The organism is Mycobacterium sp. IDUB_5 (genome assembly GCF_055419565.1).
On record NZ_JBVAXX010000005.1, the window covers coordinates 593,057 to 612,321 of the forward strand.

The window sequence follows — 19,265 nt, forward strand, 5'->3', positions numbered from 1 at the left end:
TCGTGCTGACCGTCAAGGCTGCGGGTTACGTCGACGTCGACGCGGGTGAGGTGATCCGACCGGCCGTCGTCAGGATCGAGGGTGACCGGATCGTCGGCATCGGCGGGGACGTCCCGAACGGCTCGGATAACGAGGTGCTCGACCTCGGAGAGTCCATCCTGCTGCCGGGTCTGATGGACATGGAGGTCAACCTGCTCATGGGTGGCCGCGGGGAGAACCCGGGTCTTTCTCAAGTGCAGGACGACCCGCCCACCCGTGTGCTTCGCGCCGTGGGCAACTCCCGCCGCACGCTGCGAGCGGGCTTCACCACGGTCCGCAACCTGGGGCTGTTCGTCAAGACGGGTGGCTATCTGCTCGACGTCGCATTGAGCAAGGCCATTGACGCCGGTTGGATCGACGGGCCGCGCGTGGTGCCCGCGGGCCATGCGATCACGCCGACGGGCGGGCATCTCGACCCCACGATGTTCGCCGCCTTCATGCCCGGTGCGCTCGAGCTGACGGTCGAGGAAGGCATTGCCAACGGCGTCGACGAGATCCGCAAGGCGGTGCGCTACCAGATCAAGCACGGCGCCCAGCTGATCAAGGTGTGCGTCTCGGGCGGAGTGATGTCTCTGACCGGAGAGGCTGGTGCGCAACACTATTCGGACGAGGAACTGTCCGCAATCGTGGACGAGGCGCACCGACGCGGACTGCGAGTGGCCGCCCACACACATGGTGCCGAGGCCGTCAAGCACGCCGTCGCGGTCGGCATCGACTGCATCGAACACGGATTCCTCATGGACGACGAGGCCATTCAGATGCTCGTCGAGCACGACCGCTTCCTCGTCACCACCCGTCGACTTGCCGAGGCAATGGACGTGTCGAAGGCTCCGAAAGCACTGCAGGACAAGGCTGCCGAGATGTTCCCCAAGGCGCGCACGTCGCTGGTCGCAGCCTACGAGGCCGGCGTGAAGATCGCGGTCGGCACCGACGCGCCCGCCATCCCGCACGGCCGCAACGCCGACGAGCTCGTCACGCTCGTCGACTGGGGCATGCCCGCGGCGGCCGTGCTGCGGGCCGCGACTGTCGTTGCCGCCGACCTCATCGGCGTCACCGACCGGGGTCGCATCGCCGAAGGCCTGCTGGCCGACATCATCGCCGTCCCGGGTGACCCTCTGCAGGACATCAGCGTCACCCAACACGTCGGCTTCGTTATGAAGGGCGGAAAGGTCTTCCGACATGACAACCTCTAGGACCCGGCCGTCGCGCACCGACGACCTCGTCGAAATCCATCAGCTGTTGGCCAAGTACGCGGTCACCATCACCCAGGGAGACGTCGACGGACTCGTCACGGTCTTCACGCCGGACGGCACCTACAGCGCGTTCGGTTCGACCTACAGCCTGGCGCGGTTTCCCGAGCTCGTCGCGGCCGCCCCCAGCGGCTTGTTCATGACGGGGACGGCACTTGTCGACCTCGACGACGGCGCCGACACCGCAACCGGTACCCAACCACTGTGCTTCGTCGAGCACTCCACGCACGACATGCGCATCGGCTACTACCGTGACAGCTACCTCCGCACAGACGACGGATGGCGTCTGAAGGCCCGCGCCATGACATTCATCCGGCGCAACGGCGACCACGACTCGGGCCGTCCACACGCCATCGGCAGGCCGGAGGCAGGGTGACGACGTTCGCCGGCGTTCCCAGCGTCGCAGAGTTCCGATCCGGACTGCGCAAGTGGCTCGATGAGAACGACTTGACTCCCCCGGCCGACCACTCGCTGGAAGCTCATCAAGCGCAGCACACACGCGTGCTCGGAGCACTCTACGACGCCCGTTGGATGCGGTGGGGCTGGCCTGAAAAGGCCGGTGGTTTCGGCGGACCCGCTGTTCTGCGCGCCGTCGTGGGCGAGGAGATCGTGGGCCAGCGCCTCGACGAACCGGGCCCCTATTCGATGCTCGAAGTACTGGCGCCCACGATGATCGACTACGCGAGCCCGGAGTTGGCCGCGGAGATGGTGCCGCGCCTGCTGTCCGGACGGGAGACGTGGTGTCAGGGGTTCTCCGAGCCCGGCGCCGGGAGCGATCTGGCCTCGCTGAGCACCCGAGCGGAGCAACGCGGAGACTCCTGGGTGGTCAGCGGACAGAAGGTGTGGACTAGCTATGCGCAGTTCTCGTCCAAGTGCATTCTGCTGACCCGCACCGGGGGCACCGACACTCCGAAGAACCAGGCCCTCACCGCGTTCTTCGTCGACATGGACAGCCCCGGCATCGATGTTCGACCGCTGCAGACGATGCACGGCGTGGACGAGTTCTGCGAGGTGTATTTCGACGACGTCGTGGTGCCCGCCGATCGCATGCTCGGAAACCCAGGTGACGGTTGGCAACTCGCCATGGACCTGCTGCCCTATGAGCGCTCGACCTGCTTCTGGCAGCGAATCGCCTATCTCTACTCCCGACTCGATGCGCTCGTCCTCGACGTCAAGCATCTGGGCCGCGATGTCGACGGCGACATGGGAGAGGCGTATCTGGCTCTTCATACGCTCCGATGCCGTTCTCTGGCCACGCAACGACGATTGGACGACGGGGCCAAGCTGGGTCCAGAGACCTCCGTGGACAAACTCCTGCTGTCGGGCGCAGAGCAGCGCCTCTACGACACCGTGTTCGAGTTACTCCCGGAGGCAATCGATCTGGATGACACGGAGTGGCGCACGGAGTACCTCTACTCTCGCGCATCGACCATCTACGGTGGTACCGCCGAGGTCCAGCGAAACATCGTCGCGCGTCGCCTGCTCGACCTTGGGAAAGAGTGATCGTGGATCCAGACGAACTGAAGATGCTCGAGGCGACCCTGCACAAGACGATGCAGTCGTCGTCCGGCAGCGATCTGGACCGCGCGCTCGCCGAGTTGGGCTGGGCCGAGATGCTCACCGAGTCGGCGGAGACGATCATTCCTGTGGTTTTCCGCCTGCTCGGCGAGACAGGGGCGCACGCGTCGATAGTGAACGACGTGGTGTTGCGATCCAGCCGTCGCGAGCTCGGCGGGTCCCCCGCACTGCCCTTCGCGGGAAATGTTCAGGTGGTGTGGGATCGGCACGCCGACGGCACGGCGAGCGCGGTCATGGGTGGGCTACCCCTGCGCCGGACCGATGAAGGCGAGCTGTTGCGCCTCGCAGAAGGCCGTCGGGCGCTGGGCTGGTGGCTGATTGGATGTTCGCGGGCCATGCTGGCGCTGGCCCGTCGCCACTCCCTGGATCGCACGCAGTTCGGCAGACCGATCGCGTCCTTCCAAGCGGTTCGACACCGACTGGCAGACGCGCTGGTCGCCATCGAGGGTGCCGAGGCGACCCTGACCCTGCCGGGAGTCGACAACCCGGATCTGACTGCGTTACTTGCCAAAGCGGCCGCCGGCCGGGCCGCCCTCACAGCTGCCCGGCACTGCCAGCAGGTGCTCGGCGGCATCGGTTTCACCGCCGAACACGCTCTGCACCACCACGTGAAGCGGGTGCTGGTTCTCGACGGATTGCTCGGCAGCTCGGGGGAACTGACCATCAAGGCCGGCGCCGGCCTGCGTGCCCGCGGCTCGGTGCCGAGGCTGGCCGAACTGTAGCGGTGGCGCCGGTGGCGGCGCGGGCCGCTAACGGGGCAAACCGAGTACGCGTTGCGCGATGATGTTGCGTTGGATCTCCGAGGTGCCACCGGCAATGGTTCCGGCGAACGACCGGATGTAGCGGTCGGCCCAACTCCCCGAGTAGTGGTCGTGATTGAGCGGTACATAGGGCGCCGACATGCCGGATTGCCTCAGCCCGTCAGCGCCCTGCCCGGAGAGCGCGTGCTCGGTGGCGGCCTGCACCGAATCAGCTCCGTGAACCTTGAGAACAGACAGCGAGGCGACGTCCTCGTCACCGCGAGCTGCGCGCGCGAGCGCAGCGGAGCCCATCAGCCGCAACGCATGGTTGTCCATCACCAGCGTCGCGTACCGGTCCCGTTCGATCACAGACGTCGGGTGCCAGTCGTCTACCAGGTCCTGCAGCCGATCGGCGTAGCTGAGCCACAGCATGTTCCGTTCATGGCCCAACGACCCGGTGGCGACACTCCAGCCCTTGCCCAGCTCACCGACGAGGTTGGCCGCAGGCACCCGGACGTCGGAGAAGAACACCTCGTTGAAGTCCAGGTCGTCGCGGTCGGCAGCGGAGGCGAACGGCCGACATGTCACGCCTGCCGAGGCGGTCGGGATCAGGAGAACGCTGATGCCACGATGCTTGACAGCCGCGGGGTCGGTGCGCACGAAAGTCAGGATCACGTCGGATTCGTGGGCACCCGAGGTCCACACCTTTTGGCCGTTGACGACGAATTCGTCCCCATCCCGCACAGCGGTCGTGCGTAGCGACGCCAGATCCGAGCCGGCACCCGGCTCACTCATGCCGAGGGCAGCGGTGATCTCTGCGCGAAGGATGGGCACTGCCCACTTCGCCTGCTGTTCGGGAGTGCCGAACGTCAACAGAGACGCGGCGATGATGCCCACGCCCTGCGGGTTGAAGCTCGACACCATCCGCCGACGGGCCAGCTCGATCTGGTGCACGTACTGCTGCATCAGCGTGGCGTTACGACCGCCGAATGCCGGCGGATTCCCCGGCACCAGCCACCCGTTGTCGAAGAGCAGACGCTGCCAAGCGCGAGCCCAGTCCGGCATGTGCGCAGACGAATGCGGTCGAAGGACGCCGTCAGCATCGGACGGGGCGTGTTCGTCGAGAAAGGCGGCGAACTCGCAGCGGTAGGCCTCGACGTCGTCATCAAAGGTCAGCTGCACGAGCGTCCATTCCGTACCTAAGCGTCAGTCTTTTCCTTCGGACTTTCAGAGAATACTATTCTCGTTGTGGGAAAGTTACAATCTCTGACACGCGGGTCTCGGCTGGGCGTAGCGCACTGTTCAATGCCGTTCTCCGGTATAGTTCATCCATGTTCTCCCGAATCGGCCCAGGTCAGAGGCGTCGATGACTACTAGCCCCAGCGAAGAGCCGGCCTGGAAGCAGCGCGCGGTCGAACGCTCCATCAAGACGGCGAAAGTGCGTGCGGCGCAACGGGTTCAGCGCTTCCTCGATGCCGCTCAGGCGATCATCATCGAGAAGGGCAGCACCGACTTCACGGTGCAAGAGGTCGTCGACCGTTCGCGACAGTCGCTTCGCAGCTTCTACCTCCAGTTCGACGGCAAACACGAACTGCTCTTGGCCCTGTTCGAAGACGCGCTGAGCCGCTCGGCCGAGCAGATTCGCGCAGCGACGACCAATCATGCCGATCCGCTGGAGCGGCTGAAGGTCGCGATCCAACTCCTGTTCGAATCCTCCCGGCCCGACCCAGTCGCGAAGCGTCCCCTGTTCACGGATTTCGCACCTCGCCTACTCGTCACGCATCCGTCCGAAGTCAAGGTCGCGCACGCTCCACTCGTGATGCTGCTGACCGAACTCATGGAGGACGCCGCGGCGGCCGGTCAGTTGCGCCCCGGCGTGAACCCCAAGCGGATCGCCGCGATGACGATGCAGACGGTGATGTTCGTCGCTCAGAGCAGCGGTTCGGAAGACGTGGCGACGACGCCGATCTCTGCCGATGAGGTATGGGATTTCGTGTCGCACGGATTCGCATCCGAGGACTGACTCTCGAATTCGACCGTCGGCGAATTCACCGACGGTAGCGTCACCCCCTGTCCGAGAAGCACTCTCGGCTGGCCCGCGCCTCGATCACGTCACAACAGCAATTCATCGTCCCACGCCGTTGACACGACCCGACATGCGGTGACAGAGTGCTGAGCAGGTGCACAGCATGTGCGATCTTCAACGGATTCGAGGGAACAGATGTCACAACGGGTGGCGGGCAAGGTCGCTTTCATCACCGGTGCGGCGCGGGGCCAGGGCCGCAGCCACGCGGTGCGATTGGCCGAAGAGGGCGCCGACATCATCGCCGTCGACGTCTGCAAGCCGATGACCGCGCCGGGCGGCATCCCGGCGTCGACGCCCGAAGACCTGGCCGAAACAGCCTCCCTGGTGAAGAATCTCGACCGCCGGATCGTCACCGCCGAGGTGGACGTGCGCGATTACGCAGCCTTGAAGGAGGCGGTCGACGGCGGCGTCGAGCAGCTGGGGCGGCTGGACATCGTCGTCGCGAACGCCGGCATCGGCAACGGCGGAGCGACTCTGGACCAGACCGGTGAAGACGACTGGAACGACATGATCGGCACCAACCTCACGGGCGTCTGGAAAACCGTCAAGGCGGCAGTCCCCCACATGATCGCAGGCGGTGCAGGCGGTTCCATCGTTCTGACGAGCTCTGTGGGCGGCCTGAAGGCATATCCCAACACCGGACATTACGTTGCGGCCAAGCACGGCGTCGTCGGCTTGATGCGTGCGTTCGCAGTGGAGCTGGGCCAACACATGATTCGGGTGAACTCTGTGCATCCCACTCACGTGAGCACCCAGATGCTGCACAACGACGCCACGTTCAAGATGTTTCGGCCCGACCTGGAGAACCCGGGAGCCGACGACATGGCACCGATCTGTCAGATGTTCCACACGCTGCCCATCCCCTGGGTGGACCCCATCGACGTCAGCAATGCCGTGCTGTTCTTCGCGTCCGACGAGGGCCGTTACCTGACCGGCGTGACGCTGCCGATCGATGCCGGCAGCTGCCTGAAGTAGCGGACGCCTGACGGTCTGCGATCACGAGATCGCAGACCGCGCAGCGCGTCTCGGCGTCACAGTACGGTCACGAGAAGCTACTGATACGAGCTGCTAGTCCCTCACCTTGTTCTTGGCAGCGGGTACGACAGGGGGCGCATCGCGCCAGTTCGGCACGCCGTCGCTCTCGTTGGCGACCGGGAATCCGCCGCCGTGCACCTGCGACCAGTGGCTGTGGTTGAGTTGGTGCAACGTGAAGCAGGCGTTGAGCGCGTTGTAGAAGCCCTGATTGTCCTGAGTCTGGTTGACCGATTCCTTCACGAGCAGAGCCGCCATCGTCGGCACCTTGGCGATGCGCCGGGCGAACTCCAAGGTTCGGTCAGCCAGCTCGTGGGCCGGGAACACTTTGGACACCATGCCCAGCGCGTGCGCTTCGTCCACCGGCAGTGAGTCTCCGGTGAGCATGAGCTCCTTTGTCTTTCGAGCTCCGAATTCCCACGGGTGGGCGAAGTACTCGACGCCGCACATGCCGAGCCGAGTCCCGACGACATCGGCGAAAGTCGTGTCCTCGGCGGCCACGATGAGGTCACAGGCCCACATGAGCATCAAGGCCGCGGCGTACACCTCACCGTGGACCTGCGCGATCGTGATCTTGCGGAGGTTGCGCCACCGGCGGGTGTTCTCGAAGAAGTGGTGCCACTCCTGCAGCATCATCTTCTCTGCACCTTCACGGGTGGCTCCGTTCTCGGTGAAGCTCGGATGCTGGCCGGGGCCGGGCTGATACTCCTGCATCATCACCTTCGATCCAAGATCATGACCCGAGGAGAACATCGGTCCGTTGCCGCCCAGAATCACCACGCGTACCGTGTCGTCGGCCTCGGCCGCGAGGAACGCCGCAGTGAGCTCGACCAACAGCCCGCGCTGCTGGGCGTTGCGCTGCTCCGGCCGGTTGAGCATGATGCGGACGATGGTGCCCTGGTCGAGCGTCTCGTACGTGATGAAGCGGTAATCATCCATGGGCCACGCGCCTTTCAGAATGTGATGACGTTGTGCCCGAGAGTGTTTGGTGAGATCACAACGACACGATGGTGGCCGAGGCGGTGCCCGGTGCACCGTAGACCTGCGCCAAGCCCACCCGGGGGGCGCCGGGCACCTGCCGTTCGCCGGCCTCGCCGCGCAGTTGGCGTACCAGCTCGTGCATCTGCCGCAGACCTGATGCGCCGATCGGTTCGCCATTGGCAATCAGGCCACCGTCGGTGTTCACCGGCAGCGATCCGCCGATCTCGGTCTCACCGTCAGCCAAGAGCTTCTCTTGATCGCCGTCGGCACACAGCCCGGTCTCCGCCATGTGGATGATCTCGGCGCCGGCATCGGTGTCTTGCAGTTGCGCGACGTCCACGTCCTCCGGTCCGATCCCCGCAGCCTCGTAGGCGGCCCGCGCGGCGTACACCGTCGGCGACACATCTTCTTCCAGCGGCGCGGACGTCGCGTGTACCTCGTAGGCACCGAAGCGACGCGTCCGGATTTCGCTGGCGCGTACGAAAACCGGCTTGTCGGTGTAGCGGTGGGCAATGTCCCCCCGGCACATGATGACGGCGGCGGCACCCTCGTCCGGGGCGCAGAACATGAATTGCCGCAGCGGGTAGTTCAGTACCGGCGAAGCCATGATGTCTTCTTCGGAGATCGGCTTGCGCCGGAACGCATTGGGGTTGAGCGCACCGTTGCGAAAGTTCTTGGCCGCGACCCTGGCCAGCGTCTCCTCGGAGATCCCGTGCCTCTGCAGGTACTGATTGGCCTTCATCCCGAAGAATTTCGTGGTGACGAATTGACCGTTTTCGGCATACCACTGTGGCAGTGCGAGTTTCGCAGGATCGTCAGTGAACGCTCCGCGGGGATGCTTGTCGAGTCCGACGGCGATGCCGATGTCGTACTTGCCCAGCCGGATGGTGTCGGCCGTCTGCTGGATCGCGCTCGCCGAGGTCGCGCAGGCATTGAACACATTGGTGAACGTGATGCCGGTGAGCCCGACGAGCCGGGTGACAGAGTCGGGATTGGAGACCTCGTAGCTGCCACCGAAGCCGAATTGCACGTCTTGCCAGGTAATACCGGCGTCCGCCAGAGCAGACCGGATCGCCTCGGCTCCCATCTCGACAGCGGACTTGTCGAATCGACCGAACGGGTGGATGCCCACGCCGATGATGGCGACGTCGTTCGTCATGCGATCTCTCCCTGTTTTCTGCTCTTCGCGCAACCGCCCACTGCTACACCGGCCGGAAGGCGAAGGTCACGATCTCGTTGCCGTCGGGGTCGGTCGTGAGCGGAATCATCGTGAGCTCGACTTCCATGCCGCACGACAGCTGCCCCGGATCGTTTTCGGTGAGCCGCCCCTCGACGCGTACGACATCGCCCAACTCGACGAGACCCACGCCGTAGGGAACGAAGTCCTCACCTGTGGGGCCGATGTAGGGCGCGCCCGGAGGGAAACCCTGAGTCGTCCAGGCCACGACGGTCCCGCGCCGCGGCAGAAGAACGTCGGTGGTTTCGGACCGACTGCACTTCGGACAGTGACTCTGGCGGGGGAACACCGTCGCTCCGCATGCCCCGCACTCAGTTCCGATCAACTGCGGTTCGTCGGCCGGCCAGGTCGAGATCGCAGGATCCAGCGCCTTTCGCACGAAGCCTCCTCACACTACGGGCTAACACATTAGCGAAATCGTACAGCATCGCTTCTCATAAATGGAAATATCATTCTCATCATTGATTGCCCGCCGGATCCGACTGTCGCAGAAGCGACTTCGTTGCCGAGTACACATCGGTACGGCCCGTGGCGACCCGGGCGGCGAGGTCGTCGAGCTCGGGGTGGGAACGCAGGACGCTCTGCGCCAGAGAGAGCAGCTGGGCCCGAGCACGTGCGGTGCGACGCGCTGGATCGTCGGCACGCAGGTGTGTGTCGACGGCTTCGACCAACGCGGTCACGCCCTCGTTCTTCACGGCGACGATCTTGAGGATCGGCACGTCGGTCTCGGCTCGCAGGTCTCGCGCGGTCTGATCGGCGCCGTCGCGGTCGGCCTTATTGATCACGACGATGTCGGCCACCTCGAGCAGACCCGCCTTGGCGGCCTGGATCGCGTCGCCCGCACCAGGATTGAGTACGACGATGGCGGGGTCGGCAACGGCCGCGATTTCGATCTCGGATTGCCCGACGCCCACCGTTTCGACCAGCACCATGTCGAACGACAGTGCGGCGAGAACCCTGACGGCAGCGGGCACACCCTCGGAAAGGCCGCCGAGGTGCCCCCGGGTGGCCAGCGAGCGGATGAGCACGTCGGGATCGTCGATGTGCGCAGCCATGCGGATACGATCCCCCAGCAGTGCACCACCGCTGTACGGCGACGACGGGTCGACGGCCAGCACCGCAACCCGCTTTCCCTGTTGCCGATAGGCGGACACCAGAGCGGCAATGGTGGTGGACTTACCTGCACCCGGCGGACCGGTGATACCGATGACTCGAATGGGTTGGGCGTCCAGCGCCTCGAGAACCTCGTCGCGCCTGCTGCTTTCGGCCATGGTCAACAGCCGACCCGCCGCACGCAAGGAACCCTTGCGTGCCGCGGCCACGAGATCGTCGATGGTCATCGGGCGTGAGTCTAAGGAGCCGGAACCTCGATGACCGTCGCCGAACCGATCCCGCCCCCTGCGCACATCGCTGCGACGCCGATGCCTCCACCGCGGCGTCTGAGTTCATGGACCAACGAGACGATCATGCGAGCGCCGCTGGCTGCGACAGGGTGCCCCAATGAGCAACCGCTGCCGCCGACGTTGACGATGTCGGGATCGATGTCGAGCATCTTGACGGTGGCCACGGTCATCGCGGCAAATGCCTCGTTGATCTCGAACAGGTCGACGTCGGGGATCGAGAGCCCGGCCCTCTTGAGTGCTTTCGGAATGGCCTCGACCGGAGCGAGTCCGGTGAAGGCGGGGTCCACGCCCACGGACGCCCACGCCCTGACTGTGGCCAGCGCGGGCAGACCCAACCGGTCGCTCGCGACGACGAGCGCGGCGGCCGCGTCGTTCGCCCCACTTGCGTTGCCTGCCGTGATCGAGAACCCGTCGATCTCCGGATGCAGGACCTTCAGGGATGCCAACTTCTCCAGGCTCGTGTCGCGGCGCGGGTGTTCATCGGTGTCGAAATACCCGTATGGAGTGTCGATCCCGACGATCTCGGCTGTGAACCGGCCCTCGTCAATCGCCGTGATCGCCTTTCGGTGCGAATTGAACGCCCACTCGTCCATCTCCTCGCGGGTCACGCCGGCCCTGACCGCGGAATTCCACCCCACCGTGATCGACATGTCCATGTTCGGAGCCTCGGGACTGTCCGGGTGTGTCGGCGGAAACCACGCCACCGTCTCGGCGTCCTTCGCGCTGCTCGCCTTGCGCGTGAAGCGTGGCGAGGTTGACGCCGAATTCACTCCACCGGCGATGACGAGTTGGTCCATACCGGCGCGGATGCTCGCGGCGGCAACCTGTACGGCGGCCTGACCCGCAGCGCAGTGTCTGTTCACCGCCAGCCCCGGCACACCCGTCAGGCCCGCCGTGATCGCGGCGTGCCGAGCGACGACGCCGCCGCCATACAGGCCTTCGCCCAGGATCACGTCATCCACCGCAGCCGGGTCGAGACCTGCCGCTGCATGGCACACGACGTGGTCGGCAAGGGTGTAGGCGTCGGTGTCCCGCAGGGTGCCCCGCATCGCTGTGCCGATCGGCGTGCGAAGGGCCGAAACGATCACTGCTTCGGGCATGGTCTGTCCCTTTCGACGGAGTATGAGAATGATATTCTCATACTCCGAGAGCGACAGTTGCACGAAAGGCGGCACATGCACATCGAAGGAAACTCCGCGCTGGTGGTCGGTGGGGCCGGAGGGTTGGGAGAGGCGACAGTCCGCCGTCTCCACTCCGCGGGCGCGAAGGTCGTCGTCGCCGACATGGCCGACGACAAGGGCAAAGCGCTCGAACACGAACTCGGCGTGCGCTACGTCAAAACCGACGCCACCTCCGAGGACTCCGTCCTCGCGGCCATCGCGGAGGCGCAATCTCTTGGCCCGCTCCGCATCTCGGTGGACACCCACGGTGGTCCCGCCACCGGCGGGCGCTTGGTCGGCAAAGACGGCTCCGCACTGGATCTGGACGGCTTCAAGAAGACCATCGAGTTCTATCTGACTGCCGTGTTCAACGTGATGCGGCTGTCGGCCGCGGCCATCGCCAAGACCGAACCCCTCGACGAGGGCGGCCGCGGCGTCATCGTGAACACCGCCTCGATCGCCGGGTACGAAGGGCAGATCGGCCAGCTCCCCTACGCCGCCGCCAAGGGTGGCGTACTCGGCATGACGCTCGTGGCCGCACGCGATCTCTCGCCGCTAGGCATCCGCGTCGTCACGATCGCTCCCGGAACGATCAACACCCCGGCGTACGGCCAGGCCGGCGAGCAGTTGGAGAAGTACTGGGGTCCCCAGGTGCCCTTTCCCAAGCGAATGGGCCGGTCTTCTGAATACGCGCAGCTCGCGGTGAGCATCGTCGAGAACGACTACCTCAACGGTGAGACCATCCGGCTCGACGGCGCGCTGCGCTTCCCCCCGAAGTGAGGGCGGCAGGTCATTTCTTGGCGATCAACCCGTCGACGATTCGGTTGAAGTCCGCGGTGCCGAAGGACACGTACTCCGCCAGGTTGGCGTAGTCCAGCGATGCCATCACCGACTTCTCGAGCTGAATGTTCATCAACCTCTTGGTGGCTTCCACCGCCTGCTGCGGCAAACTCATCATCTTCCTCGCGCACGCGATCGCCTCGGTCAGCGGGTCGGCGACGACGTGGTTGGCCAAACCGAGTTCCACGGCCCGCTGCGCCTTGATGCGCACACCGGTGAGCGCAAACTCCTTGGCGTGCAACAGACTGATCTGCGACGGCCACACCAGCGGTCCTCCGTCAGCGGCCACCAGCCCGATCTGCACATGCGGATCAGCGAAGAACGCCGTCTCGGCGATGTAGACGACGTCCGACAGTGCCGCCAGGCTGCACCCCAACCCGACGGCAGGGCCGTTGACAGCCGCGATAACCGGTATACGACACCGCACCATGCCGATCACCAGTTCTCGCCCGTGCTTGATCGTCTTCTGTCGCAACGCTTCGTCACTGCGAAGTTCGTCGAGGTAATTGAAGTCACCGCCCGCGGAGAAAGCCCGCCCCGCGCCGGTGATGACTGCCGCGCGCGCCTCGGCGTCCTCGTCGAGAGCCGCCCAGACCTTCGCCAAACCGACGTGGAGATCGTCGTTGACCGCATTGAGATCGTCCGGCCGGTTCAGGGTGATGATGCGTAGTCCGCCGTCAGCGGCGACGTCGAGTTCTGCTGGCAGGTCGTACATGTCGTCCTAAGCTCCCAATCCGAGAATGCGCTGAGCAATGATGTTCTTCTGGATCTGTGATGTTCCGCCCATGACGCTCTGGGCCCGGCTGTACATGTAGGCGCCGAACATCTCGGGGTCGTGCGTACCGACCGTAGCGAGCGCGGCATGCCCGACACACTGTTCAACCCACGTCATCAACAGCTTGTCGAGTGATCCCTGCGGTCCGTGCGTGATGCCGTCCATCTGCTCCGACAATCGCCGTCGTACGTGCAGGCGCAGCATCTCCGTTTGCACCCATGCCCACGACAACTCGTCGGATGCCGGTCCGTCCGTGTGCATCGACAACTGCCGCACCATCTTTCCGTAGCGAGCGGAGAAGCCCAGCGTCGAGGGTTCACGCTCGTGGCTGACGACGGTCATCGCAAGCTTCCACCCGTCCCCCGGCTCGCCGACCATGTTGTCGGCCGACACTCTCGCACCGTCGAACTCCACCTGGCCGAACTCCTTGGTCACACCGCTGATCATCTTCAACGGACGCTGTGTGACGCCGGGCTGGTGCATCGACACGATGAACGCCGAGATACCCCTGTGCTTGGGCACGGTCTTGTCGGTGCGGGCCAACAGCAGGCACCAATCCGCGATATCGGAGTAGCTGGTCCAGATCTTGTGGCCGCTGATGACGTACTCATCGCCGTCCTTCACCGCCGTCGTCGTCAACGACGCGAGATCCGAACCGGCGCCTGGTTCGCTGAACCCCTGGCACCACCGTTCGGTGCCGTTGATCATGCCGGGAAGGAAACGCCGGGCGAGAGCTTCACTTCCGTGGTGACTCAGTCCGACGACGAGGTAGCCGAGGCTGGGCCGGGCGGGTGCCCCGGCCTTGGCGATCTCTTCGTCGACGATCACGTCGTACACAGCCGAAAGATCCTGCCCGCCATACTGCTTGGGCCAGGTCATGCCGAAGAACCCCGCGGCGTAGAGAGCCCGGTGCCACTCCGCCGCCTTGGCCCAGTACTCGTCGCCCGAGGTGGGGAATCGGCCTTTCTGCTCGTTGAGCCAGAGCCGCAGCCGATCCCTGAAAGCGGCTTCCGCTGGTGAGTCACGAAAGTCCAATGGTCAACTCCTCCAGCTTCACGGGCCACGATTCCGTCGCGACCAGCGCCCGGCGCAGATACACGTGCGCAAGGCATTCCCAGGTGTTGCCGATCCCGCCGTGGACCTGAATCGACGTCTCACAAACCGTGCGCGCCGAACGCTGGCTGTAGAGCTTGGCGATCCTCGCCGCCTCGACGGCTTCGGCCGAGGGCAGTTCATCGACAGCCCACGCGGCGTGGCGAAGGACGCTGACACTTCCCTCTATGAGTGCGAGACCCTCTGCGAGCAGATGCCGCACCGCTTGATATGAACCGATGGGCGATCCGTACTGCTCGCGGACCTTTGCGTAGTCCGCGGCCAAGGTCAGTGCGCCGCGGGCGACGCCCACCAGATCTGCGGTCGTCGCCGTGAGGGCGAGCGCGTACCACCGGGCCGCGTCCTCGGGCGCCAGCTCGGCGAGCTCGGGGGGCGACTCGACCGCGCCCACGAAGCTCTTCGTCACATCGACTGTGTCGACTTCACCTGCGAGACGTTCAGTTTCGCGACCGAGCCGGTACGAGAGGTCGTCGTCGAGGACCGGGCCGACGAAAGGGACGTCGACGAGTCGCCTGGCGAACTCCTCGACGACGAGAGCGACCTCGACTCCTGTCGCCCCATCGGACCGCAGCGATCGCCATCCGGTCGAGTTCACCGCGCGCTCGAGCCGCGCGATGCGGCCGTCGTCCGCGAGATCAGCCACCGAGCCCGGCCCGAGATCGTCCGCCAGTTTGGCCGCGGCGTCGCGCAATTGTCGCTGTTCAGCTGTCAGTCGGACGTCCATAAACGCTCCTTGAGCACTCGGCGCAACACCTTTCCGGAGGGGAGACGGGGGATGTCGGAAACGAAGAGAATGCGGCTCGGCCGCTTGTAGGAAGCCAGCCGATCGGCGATCAACCGGATCAGGTCGTGGTCTTCCACGGGCGCGCAGCGTGACACGGCGGCGACGATCGCCTCACCGTGTGCCGCGTCGGGTACCCCGAACACAGCGCAGTCAGCGACGGCAGGGTGTTCGTGCAGCACGCTCTCGATCTCGGCGGGGGCGACCTGAAAGCCGCGGACCTTGATCATCTCCTTCGCGCGGTCGGTGATACGGAGCCAGCCCTCGCTGTCGAGGTAACCCACGTCCCCGGTGCGGTACCAGCCGTCGACCAGCACTGCGGCAGTTTCCCCGTCGGGCAGGTAGCCCGCCATGACCGAGGGTGAGCGCACCTCGATTTCGCCGACCTCTCCAGGCCCCACCTCTACAGGCACTGCCGGGTCGGCGGATTGGGCTGCAGCCACGCGGATCTGAACTCCCGGAACGGCGCGACCCACGGTGTCGAGGTGTCCCCCATCTAGCGCGTTGCAGGAAATGACGGGCAGTTCGCTTGCGCCGTAGGCGGTAGCCCAACGCACGCCCGTGCGCCGGGTCACCTCGTCAGCCACGCTGCGCGCGACGGGCGTCGCGCACCACATCAGGTAGCGCAGTGACGACAGGTCGAAGTCCTCCAGCCTCGGATGCGCAGCCAGCGCCAGAGCGATCGGGGCGACGGCCATCTCGACGGTGATGCGATCGGACTCGATGTGGCGCAACATCACATCGACATCGAACCGGGGGTGCAGGCGAATCCACGCACCGACGTCGAGTGCGGTGGCGATGTTGAGCAGACCGAGGATGTGCGAGGGCGGAGTCAGGATCTGCATCCGGTCCTTCGACGACAAAGCCAGCGCTGTCCGCCAATGGGCGACGGCCTGACTGAATGCGCCGTGAGTGTGCCTGACCGCCTTAGGCATACCGGTGGTCCCCGAACTGAACACCAGCAGCGCGTCGGACGACGGATCCACCGGCGCGAACTCCCGACATCTCGCAGTGACATGGTCATCGAGGTGCAGCATCGGCATGAGCTCTGCCAGCACCTCGTGGTCCCCGACTGCGTGCGACGGACTGGTGAGGGACAGCGCGTAACTCACCTCGGTCCTCTTCCATGACGCACTGACGAGTACGACTGCCGCCCCGAGCGACCAGATGGCCCGCACCGCGACGACGAACTCCGGCCGGTTGGACGACATCAGAGCCACGCGGTCCCCGGCGCGCACTCCACGATGTTCCAGTTCGGTCGCCATTCCGCCGACCAGTGCGTCGAGGTCAGCGCGGGAGTATCGACGATCACCGAAAGCGAGCACGGGCGCTCCGATGGCGTGCGATCCTTCGATCACCTCAGCCCGACCTCCCGACTCAACCCGTTGAGAATATCCTATCCTGAAAAGAGAATAGTATTCTCATTCGACCAGAAGGACGACGCCAGGAGTGTCTCGATGACTGCAGAATCCGTACCCACCCCCCACACCGGTGGCGAACACGCGGCGCAACTCGCCGCCGGGGATGTGACGATCCTCCTGGACCGCAAGACGACGACCATGTCCAGACAGGCCGGTGAAACGTTGCTCGAGTGCGCACGTCGGGGAGGCCTGACCCCGCCGTTCTCTTGCGAGGCCGGCAACTGCGGCACGTGCATGGCCCGACTGACCGACGGCACTGCCACGATGCGCGTCAACGACGCACTGACCGACGACGAGGTCGCCGAAGGCTACGTGCTCACCTGCCAGGCCGTGCCGGACGAAGGCCACGTCACCGTCGACTACGAGGACTGAGCCTCGGCGACACCTGAATGTTGCCCCAACGTCGGCGGTGGAAGGTACTGCGGATCGTGGCCGACGACCCGGATGGAACTACGCACGAGGTCGAACTGCCCTGAGCGAACAATGACCTCCGGCGTGTCCCGCAACGCCTCGGGCAAGGTGCGCACCGCAGCGGCCGGGATGCCGAGTGGCCGCAACCGTACCTCCCATCCCGCTGCGGAATCCGTCGCCAGTACGGCCGAGACCACCGCCAGCACCTCCTCGCGGTGCGCCGCCCGCTCGGCCATCGTCGGAAAGCCCGCGATTCCGGCCTCTTTACAGAACGAACGCCAGAACGCGTCGTGCGTGACGAAGAGCGCCAGATAGCCGTCCGCGGTCGCGAACAACTGCGCAGGAACGTAATACGAATGTGCACCGTTCGGTTGACGGCGCGGTTGGACACCGTCGTTGAGATACGCGGACGCGCGATAGTTCAACTGAGAGAGCATCACGTCGCGCAACGACACGTCGATCTGTCCGCCACGCCCCGACACGATCTGGGCGAGCAAGCCGATCGCCGCCGTCAGGCCGGTGGAATTGTCCGCAGACGAATAGCCGGGCAACGTGGGGGGTCCATCGGGATCCCCCGTCAGCGAGGCGATTCCCGTCACGGCCTGGATCACATAGTCGAAGGCAGGATCGTCGGCCGCGTCGAGTCCGTAACCGGTCAACGCCACGCAGACGATCTTGTCGTTGTGGCACCGCAGCGCGTCATAGGTCAGCCCGAGCCTGCGGATACTCGATGGCTTCAGATTCACAAGCAGCGCATGGGATTCCGCGACCAGTTCACCGAGCCGTCGTTGTCCTGCGTCACTGCCCAGTTCGAGGCATACGCTGCGCTTGCCTCGGTTGAGGCTCGCGAAGTAACTGTCCCCCACCTGTCGTGAGATGTCCCCGCCCGGTGGTTCGATCTTGGTGACCTCGGCGCCGAGGTCGGCGAGCATCATCGTGGCATAGGGGCCGGCCAGCATGTGGCCGACTTCGAGGACCCGGATGCCCGCCAGCGGACCGGCAGTGGGCAGTGTCTCCGCCCGGCTGTCCGTCGAGCTCATCGCACAGCCTGGGCGAGTTCGCCGATCATCTCCCTGGTCCTGTACTTCGATGCGATGAGTTCTTCACGGGTGTCTCCGATCGGAAGCAACCGCACCGAGAGATCGGTCACCCCCGCGTCCGCGAAGGAGCGGAAGCGCCGCAGGATGTCCTCCATGTCACCGGCTGCGCAGAGATCCCCGACGGTTCGCGCGTCGCCCCTGTCGAGCAGCTTCTGATAATTGGGCGACGTCTCCGCCTCGGCGAGAATCCTGTTGGCCCGCTCCTTCGCCTCCTCGATCTGGGAGGTCGCGCAAAGACACACGGGGATACCTGCCACGATCCGCGGCGGCGGCCTGTTCGCCCCTGCTGCAGCGTGATTGATCTTCGGCGCGATGTGATCACCGATGGCTCGCTCGTCTGCCATCCACAGCACGGTGCCGTCAGCATGTTCGCCGGCGATCTTCAACATCACCGGGCCGAGCGCCGCCACCAGAACGGGCATCGGCGCGACCGGTGGTAGATCAAGCGGATTGTGCACCGTGAACGTCTCGTTCTCGACGTCGACCGGACCGGGATTGTCGAACGCAGCGTGCAGCACCTCGAGATAGTCACGCGTGTAGGAGGCGGGCTTTTGGTAGGGCAGGCCCAACATGTCGCCGACGATCCAGTGGTGCGACGGCCCCACGCCCAACGTCAACCGTCCGCCGGCCAGCGCCTGCACCGACAATGCCTGGCGCGCCAACGCGATCGGATGTTGCGCCTGCAGCGGCACGACGGCGGTACCCAGTTCGATCCGGGTGGTACGGCCGGCCATCAACGCCACCATTGTCAGCGCGTCGAAGTCATTGGGCACCTGCGGCATCCACGCCGTGTCCAAACCAGCGGACTCGGCCCACTCGATGTCGGAGACGAGCTTGGCGACCTTACGGTTCGAGTCGCCGCGCTCGGCGCCGATCATCACGCCGAGGCGCATCACAGTTCTCCGTCGTTCTCGGTGAGCGCACGCACGTCGCGAACAAGGGTGTCGAGTGGGGTTCCTGTCGGAAACACCGCCGCTGCACCGGCATCGAGCAGCTTCTGAACGTCGGCCTGCGGGATGGTGCCCCCCACCACGACTGCGATGTCGCCTGCGTCAGCGGCACGCAAGGCGTCGACCACTCGGGCAGTCAATCCCACGTGTGCACCCGAGAGGATCGACAACCCGACGAGCTTCACGTCCTCCTGCAGCGCGATCGACACGATGTCCTCGATGCGCTGCCGGATACCGGTGTAGATGACCTCGAAACCGGCGTCGCGCAGGGTGCGTGCGACGATCTTCGCGCCCCGATCATGACCGTCCAAACCGGGTTTGGCCACCAGTACACGCGTGCCCATCAGGCCTGTCTCCTCTTCGCGCAA

21 protein-coding genes are annotated in these 19,265 nt (G+C 65.2%); 8 read left to right on the forward strand and 13 right to left on the reverse strand.

Annotated elements, in window-relative coordinates; all coding sequences use genetic code 11:
• Positions 1-2: 2 nt before the first annotated feature.
• Genes ACZY1G_RS19675 through ACZY1G_RS19690 form a run of 4 tightly spaced genes read left to right on the forward strand, consistent with a single transcriptional unit; the run spans position 3 to position 3,589 of the window.
• Positions 3-1,232 (forward strand): metal-dependent hydrolase family protein, encoded by a 1,230-nt coding sequence (locus tag ACZY1G_RS19675; RefSeq protein ID WP_463816428.1) that lies wholly within the window; start codon positions 3-5, stop codon positions 1,230-1,232.
• Complete coding sequence (locus ACZY1G_RS19680) at positions 1,219-1,665, forward strand: nuclear transport factor 2 family protein (RefSeq protein ID WP_463816429.1); 447 nt, start codon at positions 1,219-1,221, stop codon at positions 1,663-1,665. The genes ACZY1G_RS19675 and ACZY1G_RS19680 overlap by 14 nt, the downstream gene beginning before the upstream one ends.
• Entirely contained in the window at positions 1,662-2,792 is a 1,131-nt protein-coding gene (locus ACZY1G_RS19685) for an acyl-CoA dehydrogenase family protein (protein WP_463823377.1), read from the forward strand. The genes ACZY1G_RS19680 and ACZY1G_RS19685 overlap by 4 nt, the downstream gene beginning before the upstream one ends.
• 23 nt (positions 2,793-2,815) lie before the next feature.
• Positions 2,816-3,589: an acyl-CoA dehydrogenase family protein gene (locus ACZY1G_RS19690; RefSeq protein WP_463823424.1), complete on the forward strand. Its 774-nt coding sequence runs from the start codon at positions 2,816-2,818 to the stop codon at positions 3,587-3,589.
• A gap of 27 nt (positions 3,590-3,616) precedes the next feature.
• On the opposite strand, the gene ACZY1G_RS19695 is transcribed toward ACZY1G_RS19690, so the two are convergent.
• Positions 3,617-4,789: an acyl-CoA dehydrogenase family protein gene (locus ACZY1G_RS19695; RefSeq protein WP_463816431.1), complete on the reverse strand. Its 1,173-nt coding sequence runs from the start codon at positions 4,787-4,789 to the stop codon at positions 3,617-3,619.
• A gap of 184 nt (positions 4,790-4,973) precedes the next feature.
• Here ACZY1G_RS19695 and ACZY1G_RS19700 point away from each other — a divergent pair, with 184 nt between their 5' ends.
• Both ACZY1G_RS19700 and ACZY1G_RS19705 read left to right on the forward strand, forming a co-directional pair.
• On the forward strand, positions 4,974-5,630 hold the full coding sequence (locus ACZY1G_RS19700; RefSeq protein ID WP_463816432.1) for a TetR/AcrR family transcriptional regulator: 657 nt from the start codon (positions 4,974-4,976) through the stop codon (positions 5,628-5,630).
• A 198-nt stretch (positions 5,631-5,828) separates the two neighbouring features.
• Entirely contained in the window at positions 5,829-6,668 is an 840-nt protein-coding gene (locus ACZY1G_RS19705; protein ID WP_463816433.1) for a mycofactocin-coupled SDR family oxidoreductase, read from the forward strand.
• A 93-nt stretch (positions 6,669-6,761) separates the two neighbouring features.
• Here the strand turns inward: ACZY1G_RS19705 and ACZY1G_RS19710 are convergent, their stop codons facing one another.
• From ACZY1G_RS19710 to ACZY1G_RS19730, 5 genes are all read right to left on the reverse strand, one after another.
• Entirely contained in the window at positions 6,762-7,664 is a 903-nt protein-coding gene (locus tag ACZY1G_RS19710; RefSeq protein ID WP_463816434.1) for an enoyl-CoA hydratase, read from the reverse strand.
• A 55-nt stretch (positions 7,665-7,719) separates the two neighbouring features.
• Entirely contained in the window at positions 7,720-8,865 is a 1,146-nt protein-coding gene (locus ACZY1G_RS19715) for a thiolase family protein (RefSeq protein ID WP_463823378.1), read from the reverse strand.
• A gap of 43 nt (positions 8,866-8,908) precedes the next feature.
• Complete coding sequence (locus ACZY1G_RS19720; RefSeq protein WP_463816436.1) at positions 8,909-9,322, reverse strand: Zn-ribbon domain-containing OB-fold protein; 414 nt, start codon at positions 9,320-9,322, stop codon at positions 8,909-8,911.
• 79 nt (positions 9,323-9,401) lie between these two features.
• Positions 9,402-10,283, reverse strand: coding sequence for a methylmalonyl Co-A mutase-associated GTPase MeaB (gene meaB, locus ACZY1G_RS19725; protein ID WP_463823379.1), 882 nt, complete (start codon positions 10,281-10,283; stop codon positions 9,402-9,404).
• Between the two features lie 11 nt (positions 10,284-10,294).
• Positions 10,295-11,446 carry a thiolase family protein gene (locus ACZY1G_RS19730; RefSeq protein ID WP_463823380.1) on the reverse strand — a complete coding sequence of 384 codons (1,152 nt, stop codon included), beginning with the start codon at positions 11,444-11,446 and terminating at the stop codon, positions 10,295-10,297.
• Between the two features lie 75 nt (positions 11,447-11,521).
• Between ACZY1G_RS19730 and ACZY1G_RS19735 the strand changes: the two genes are divergently transcribed.
• Positions 11,522-12,286 (forward strand): SDR family NAD(P)-dependent oxidoreductase, encoded by a 765-nt coding sequence (locus tag ACZY1G_RS19735; RefSeq protein ID WP_463816439.1) that lies wholly within the window; start codon positions 11,522-11,524, stop codon positions 12,284-12,286.
• Positions 12,287-12,296: 10 nt separating this feature from the next.
• Here the strand turns inward: ACZY1G_RS19735 and ACZY1G_RS19740 are convergent, their stop codons facing one another.
• From ACZY1G_RS19740 to ACZY1G_RS19755, 4 genes are read right to left on the reverse strand one after another with little or no spacing between them, the layout of a single operon-like run.
• Positions 12,297-13,061: an enoyl-CoA hydratase/isomerase family protein gene (locus ACZY1G_RS19740; protein WP_463816440.1), complete on the reverse strand. Its 765-nt coding sequence runs from the start codon at positions 13,059-13,061 to the stop codon at positions 12,297-12,299.
• A 6-nt stretch (positions 13,062-13,067) separates the two neighbouring features.
• Positions 13,068-14,156: an acyl-CoA dehydrogenase family protein gene (locus tag ACZY1G_RS19745; RefSeq protein WP_463823381.1), complete on the reverse strand. Its 1,089-nt coding sequence runs from the start codon at positions 14,154-14,156 to the stop codon at positions 13,068-13,070.
• Positions 14,143-14,958 (reverse strand): acyl-CoA dehydrogenase family protein, encoded by an 816-nt coding sequence (locus tag ACZY1G_RS19750; RefSeq protein WP_463816442.1) that lies wholly within the window; start codon positions 14,956-14,958, stop codon positions 14,143-14,145. Before ACZY1G_RS19750 ends, ACZY1G_RS19745 begins: the two co-directional genes overlap by 14 nt.
• Positions 14,943-16,373 carry a class I adenylate-forming enzyme family protein gene (locus ACZY1G_RS19755; protein ID WP_463816443.1) on the reverse strand — a complete coding sequence of 477 codons (1,431 nt, stop codon included), beginning with the start codon at positions 16,371-16,373 and terminating at the stop codon, positions 14,943-14,945. Before ACZY1G_RS19755 ends, ACZY1G_RS19750 begins: the two co-directional genes overlap by 16 nt.
• 99 nt (positions 16,374-16,472) lie before the next feature.
• On the opposite strand from ACZY1G_RS19755, the gene ACZY1G_RS19760 reads away from it, so the two are divergent.
• Positions 16,473-16,808 carry a 2Fe-2S iron-sulfur cluster-binding protein gene (locus tag ACZY1G_RS19760; RefSeq protein ID WP_463816444.1) on the forward strand — a complete coding sequence of 112 codons (336 nt, stop codon included), beginning with the start codon at positions 16,473-16,475 and terminating at the stop codon, positions 16,806-16,808.
• On the opposite strand, the gene ACZY1G_RS19765 is transcribed toward ACZY1G_RS19760, so the two are convergent.
• The 3 genes from ACZY1G_RS19765 to ACZY1G_RS19775 are packed head-to-tail and all read right to left on the reverse strand — an operon-like array spanning position 16,796 to position 19,241.
• Positions 16,796-17,887, reverse strand: coding sequence for a CaiB/BaiF CoA transferase family protein (locus tag ACZY1G_RS19765; RefSeq protein WP_463823382.1), 1,092 nt, complete (start codon positions 17,885-17,887; stop codon positions 16,796-16,798). The two genes, ACZY1G_RS19760 and ACZY1G_RS19765, sit on opposite strands and share 13 nt — an antisense overlap.
• Positions 17,884-18,840 (reverse strand): LLM class F420-dependent oxidoreductase, encoded by a 957-nt coding sequence (locus ACZY1G_RS19770; protein WP_463816446.1) that lies wholly within the window; start codon positions 18,838-18,840, stop codon positions 17,884-17,886. Before ACZY1G_RS19770 ends, ACZY1G_RS19765 begins: the two co-directional genes overlap by 4 nt.
• A complete protein-coding gene (locus ACZY1G_RS19775; RefSeq protein ID WP_463816447.1) occupies positions 18,840-19,241 on the reverse strand; it encodes a cobalamin B12-binding domain-containing protein in 402 nt (133 codons plus the stop codon). Before ACZY1G_RS19775 ends, ACZY1G_RS19770 begins: the two co-directional genes overlap by 1 nt.
• Positions 19,242-19,265: the final 24 nt, after the last annotated feature.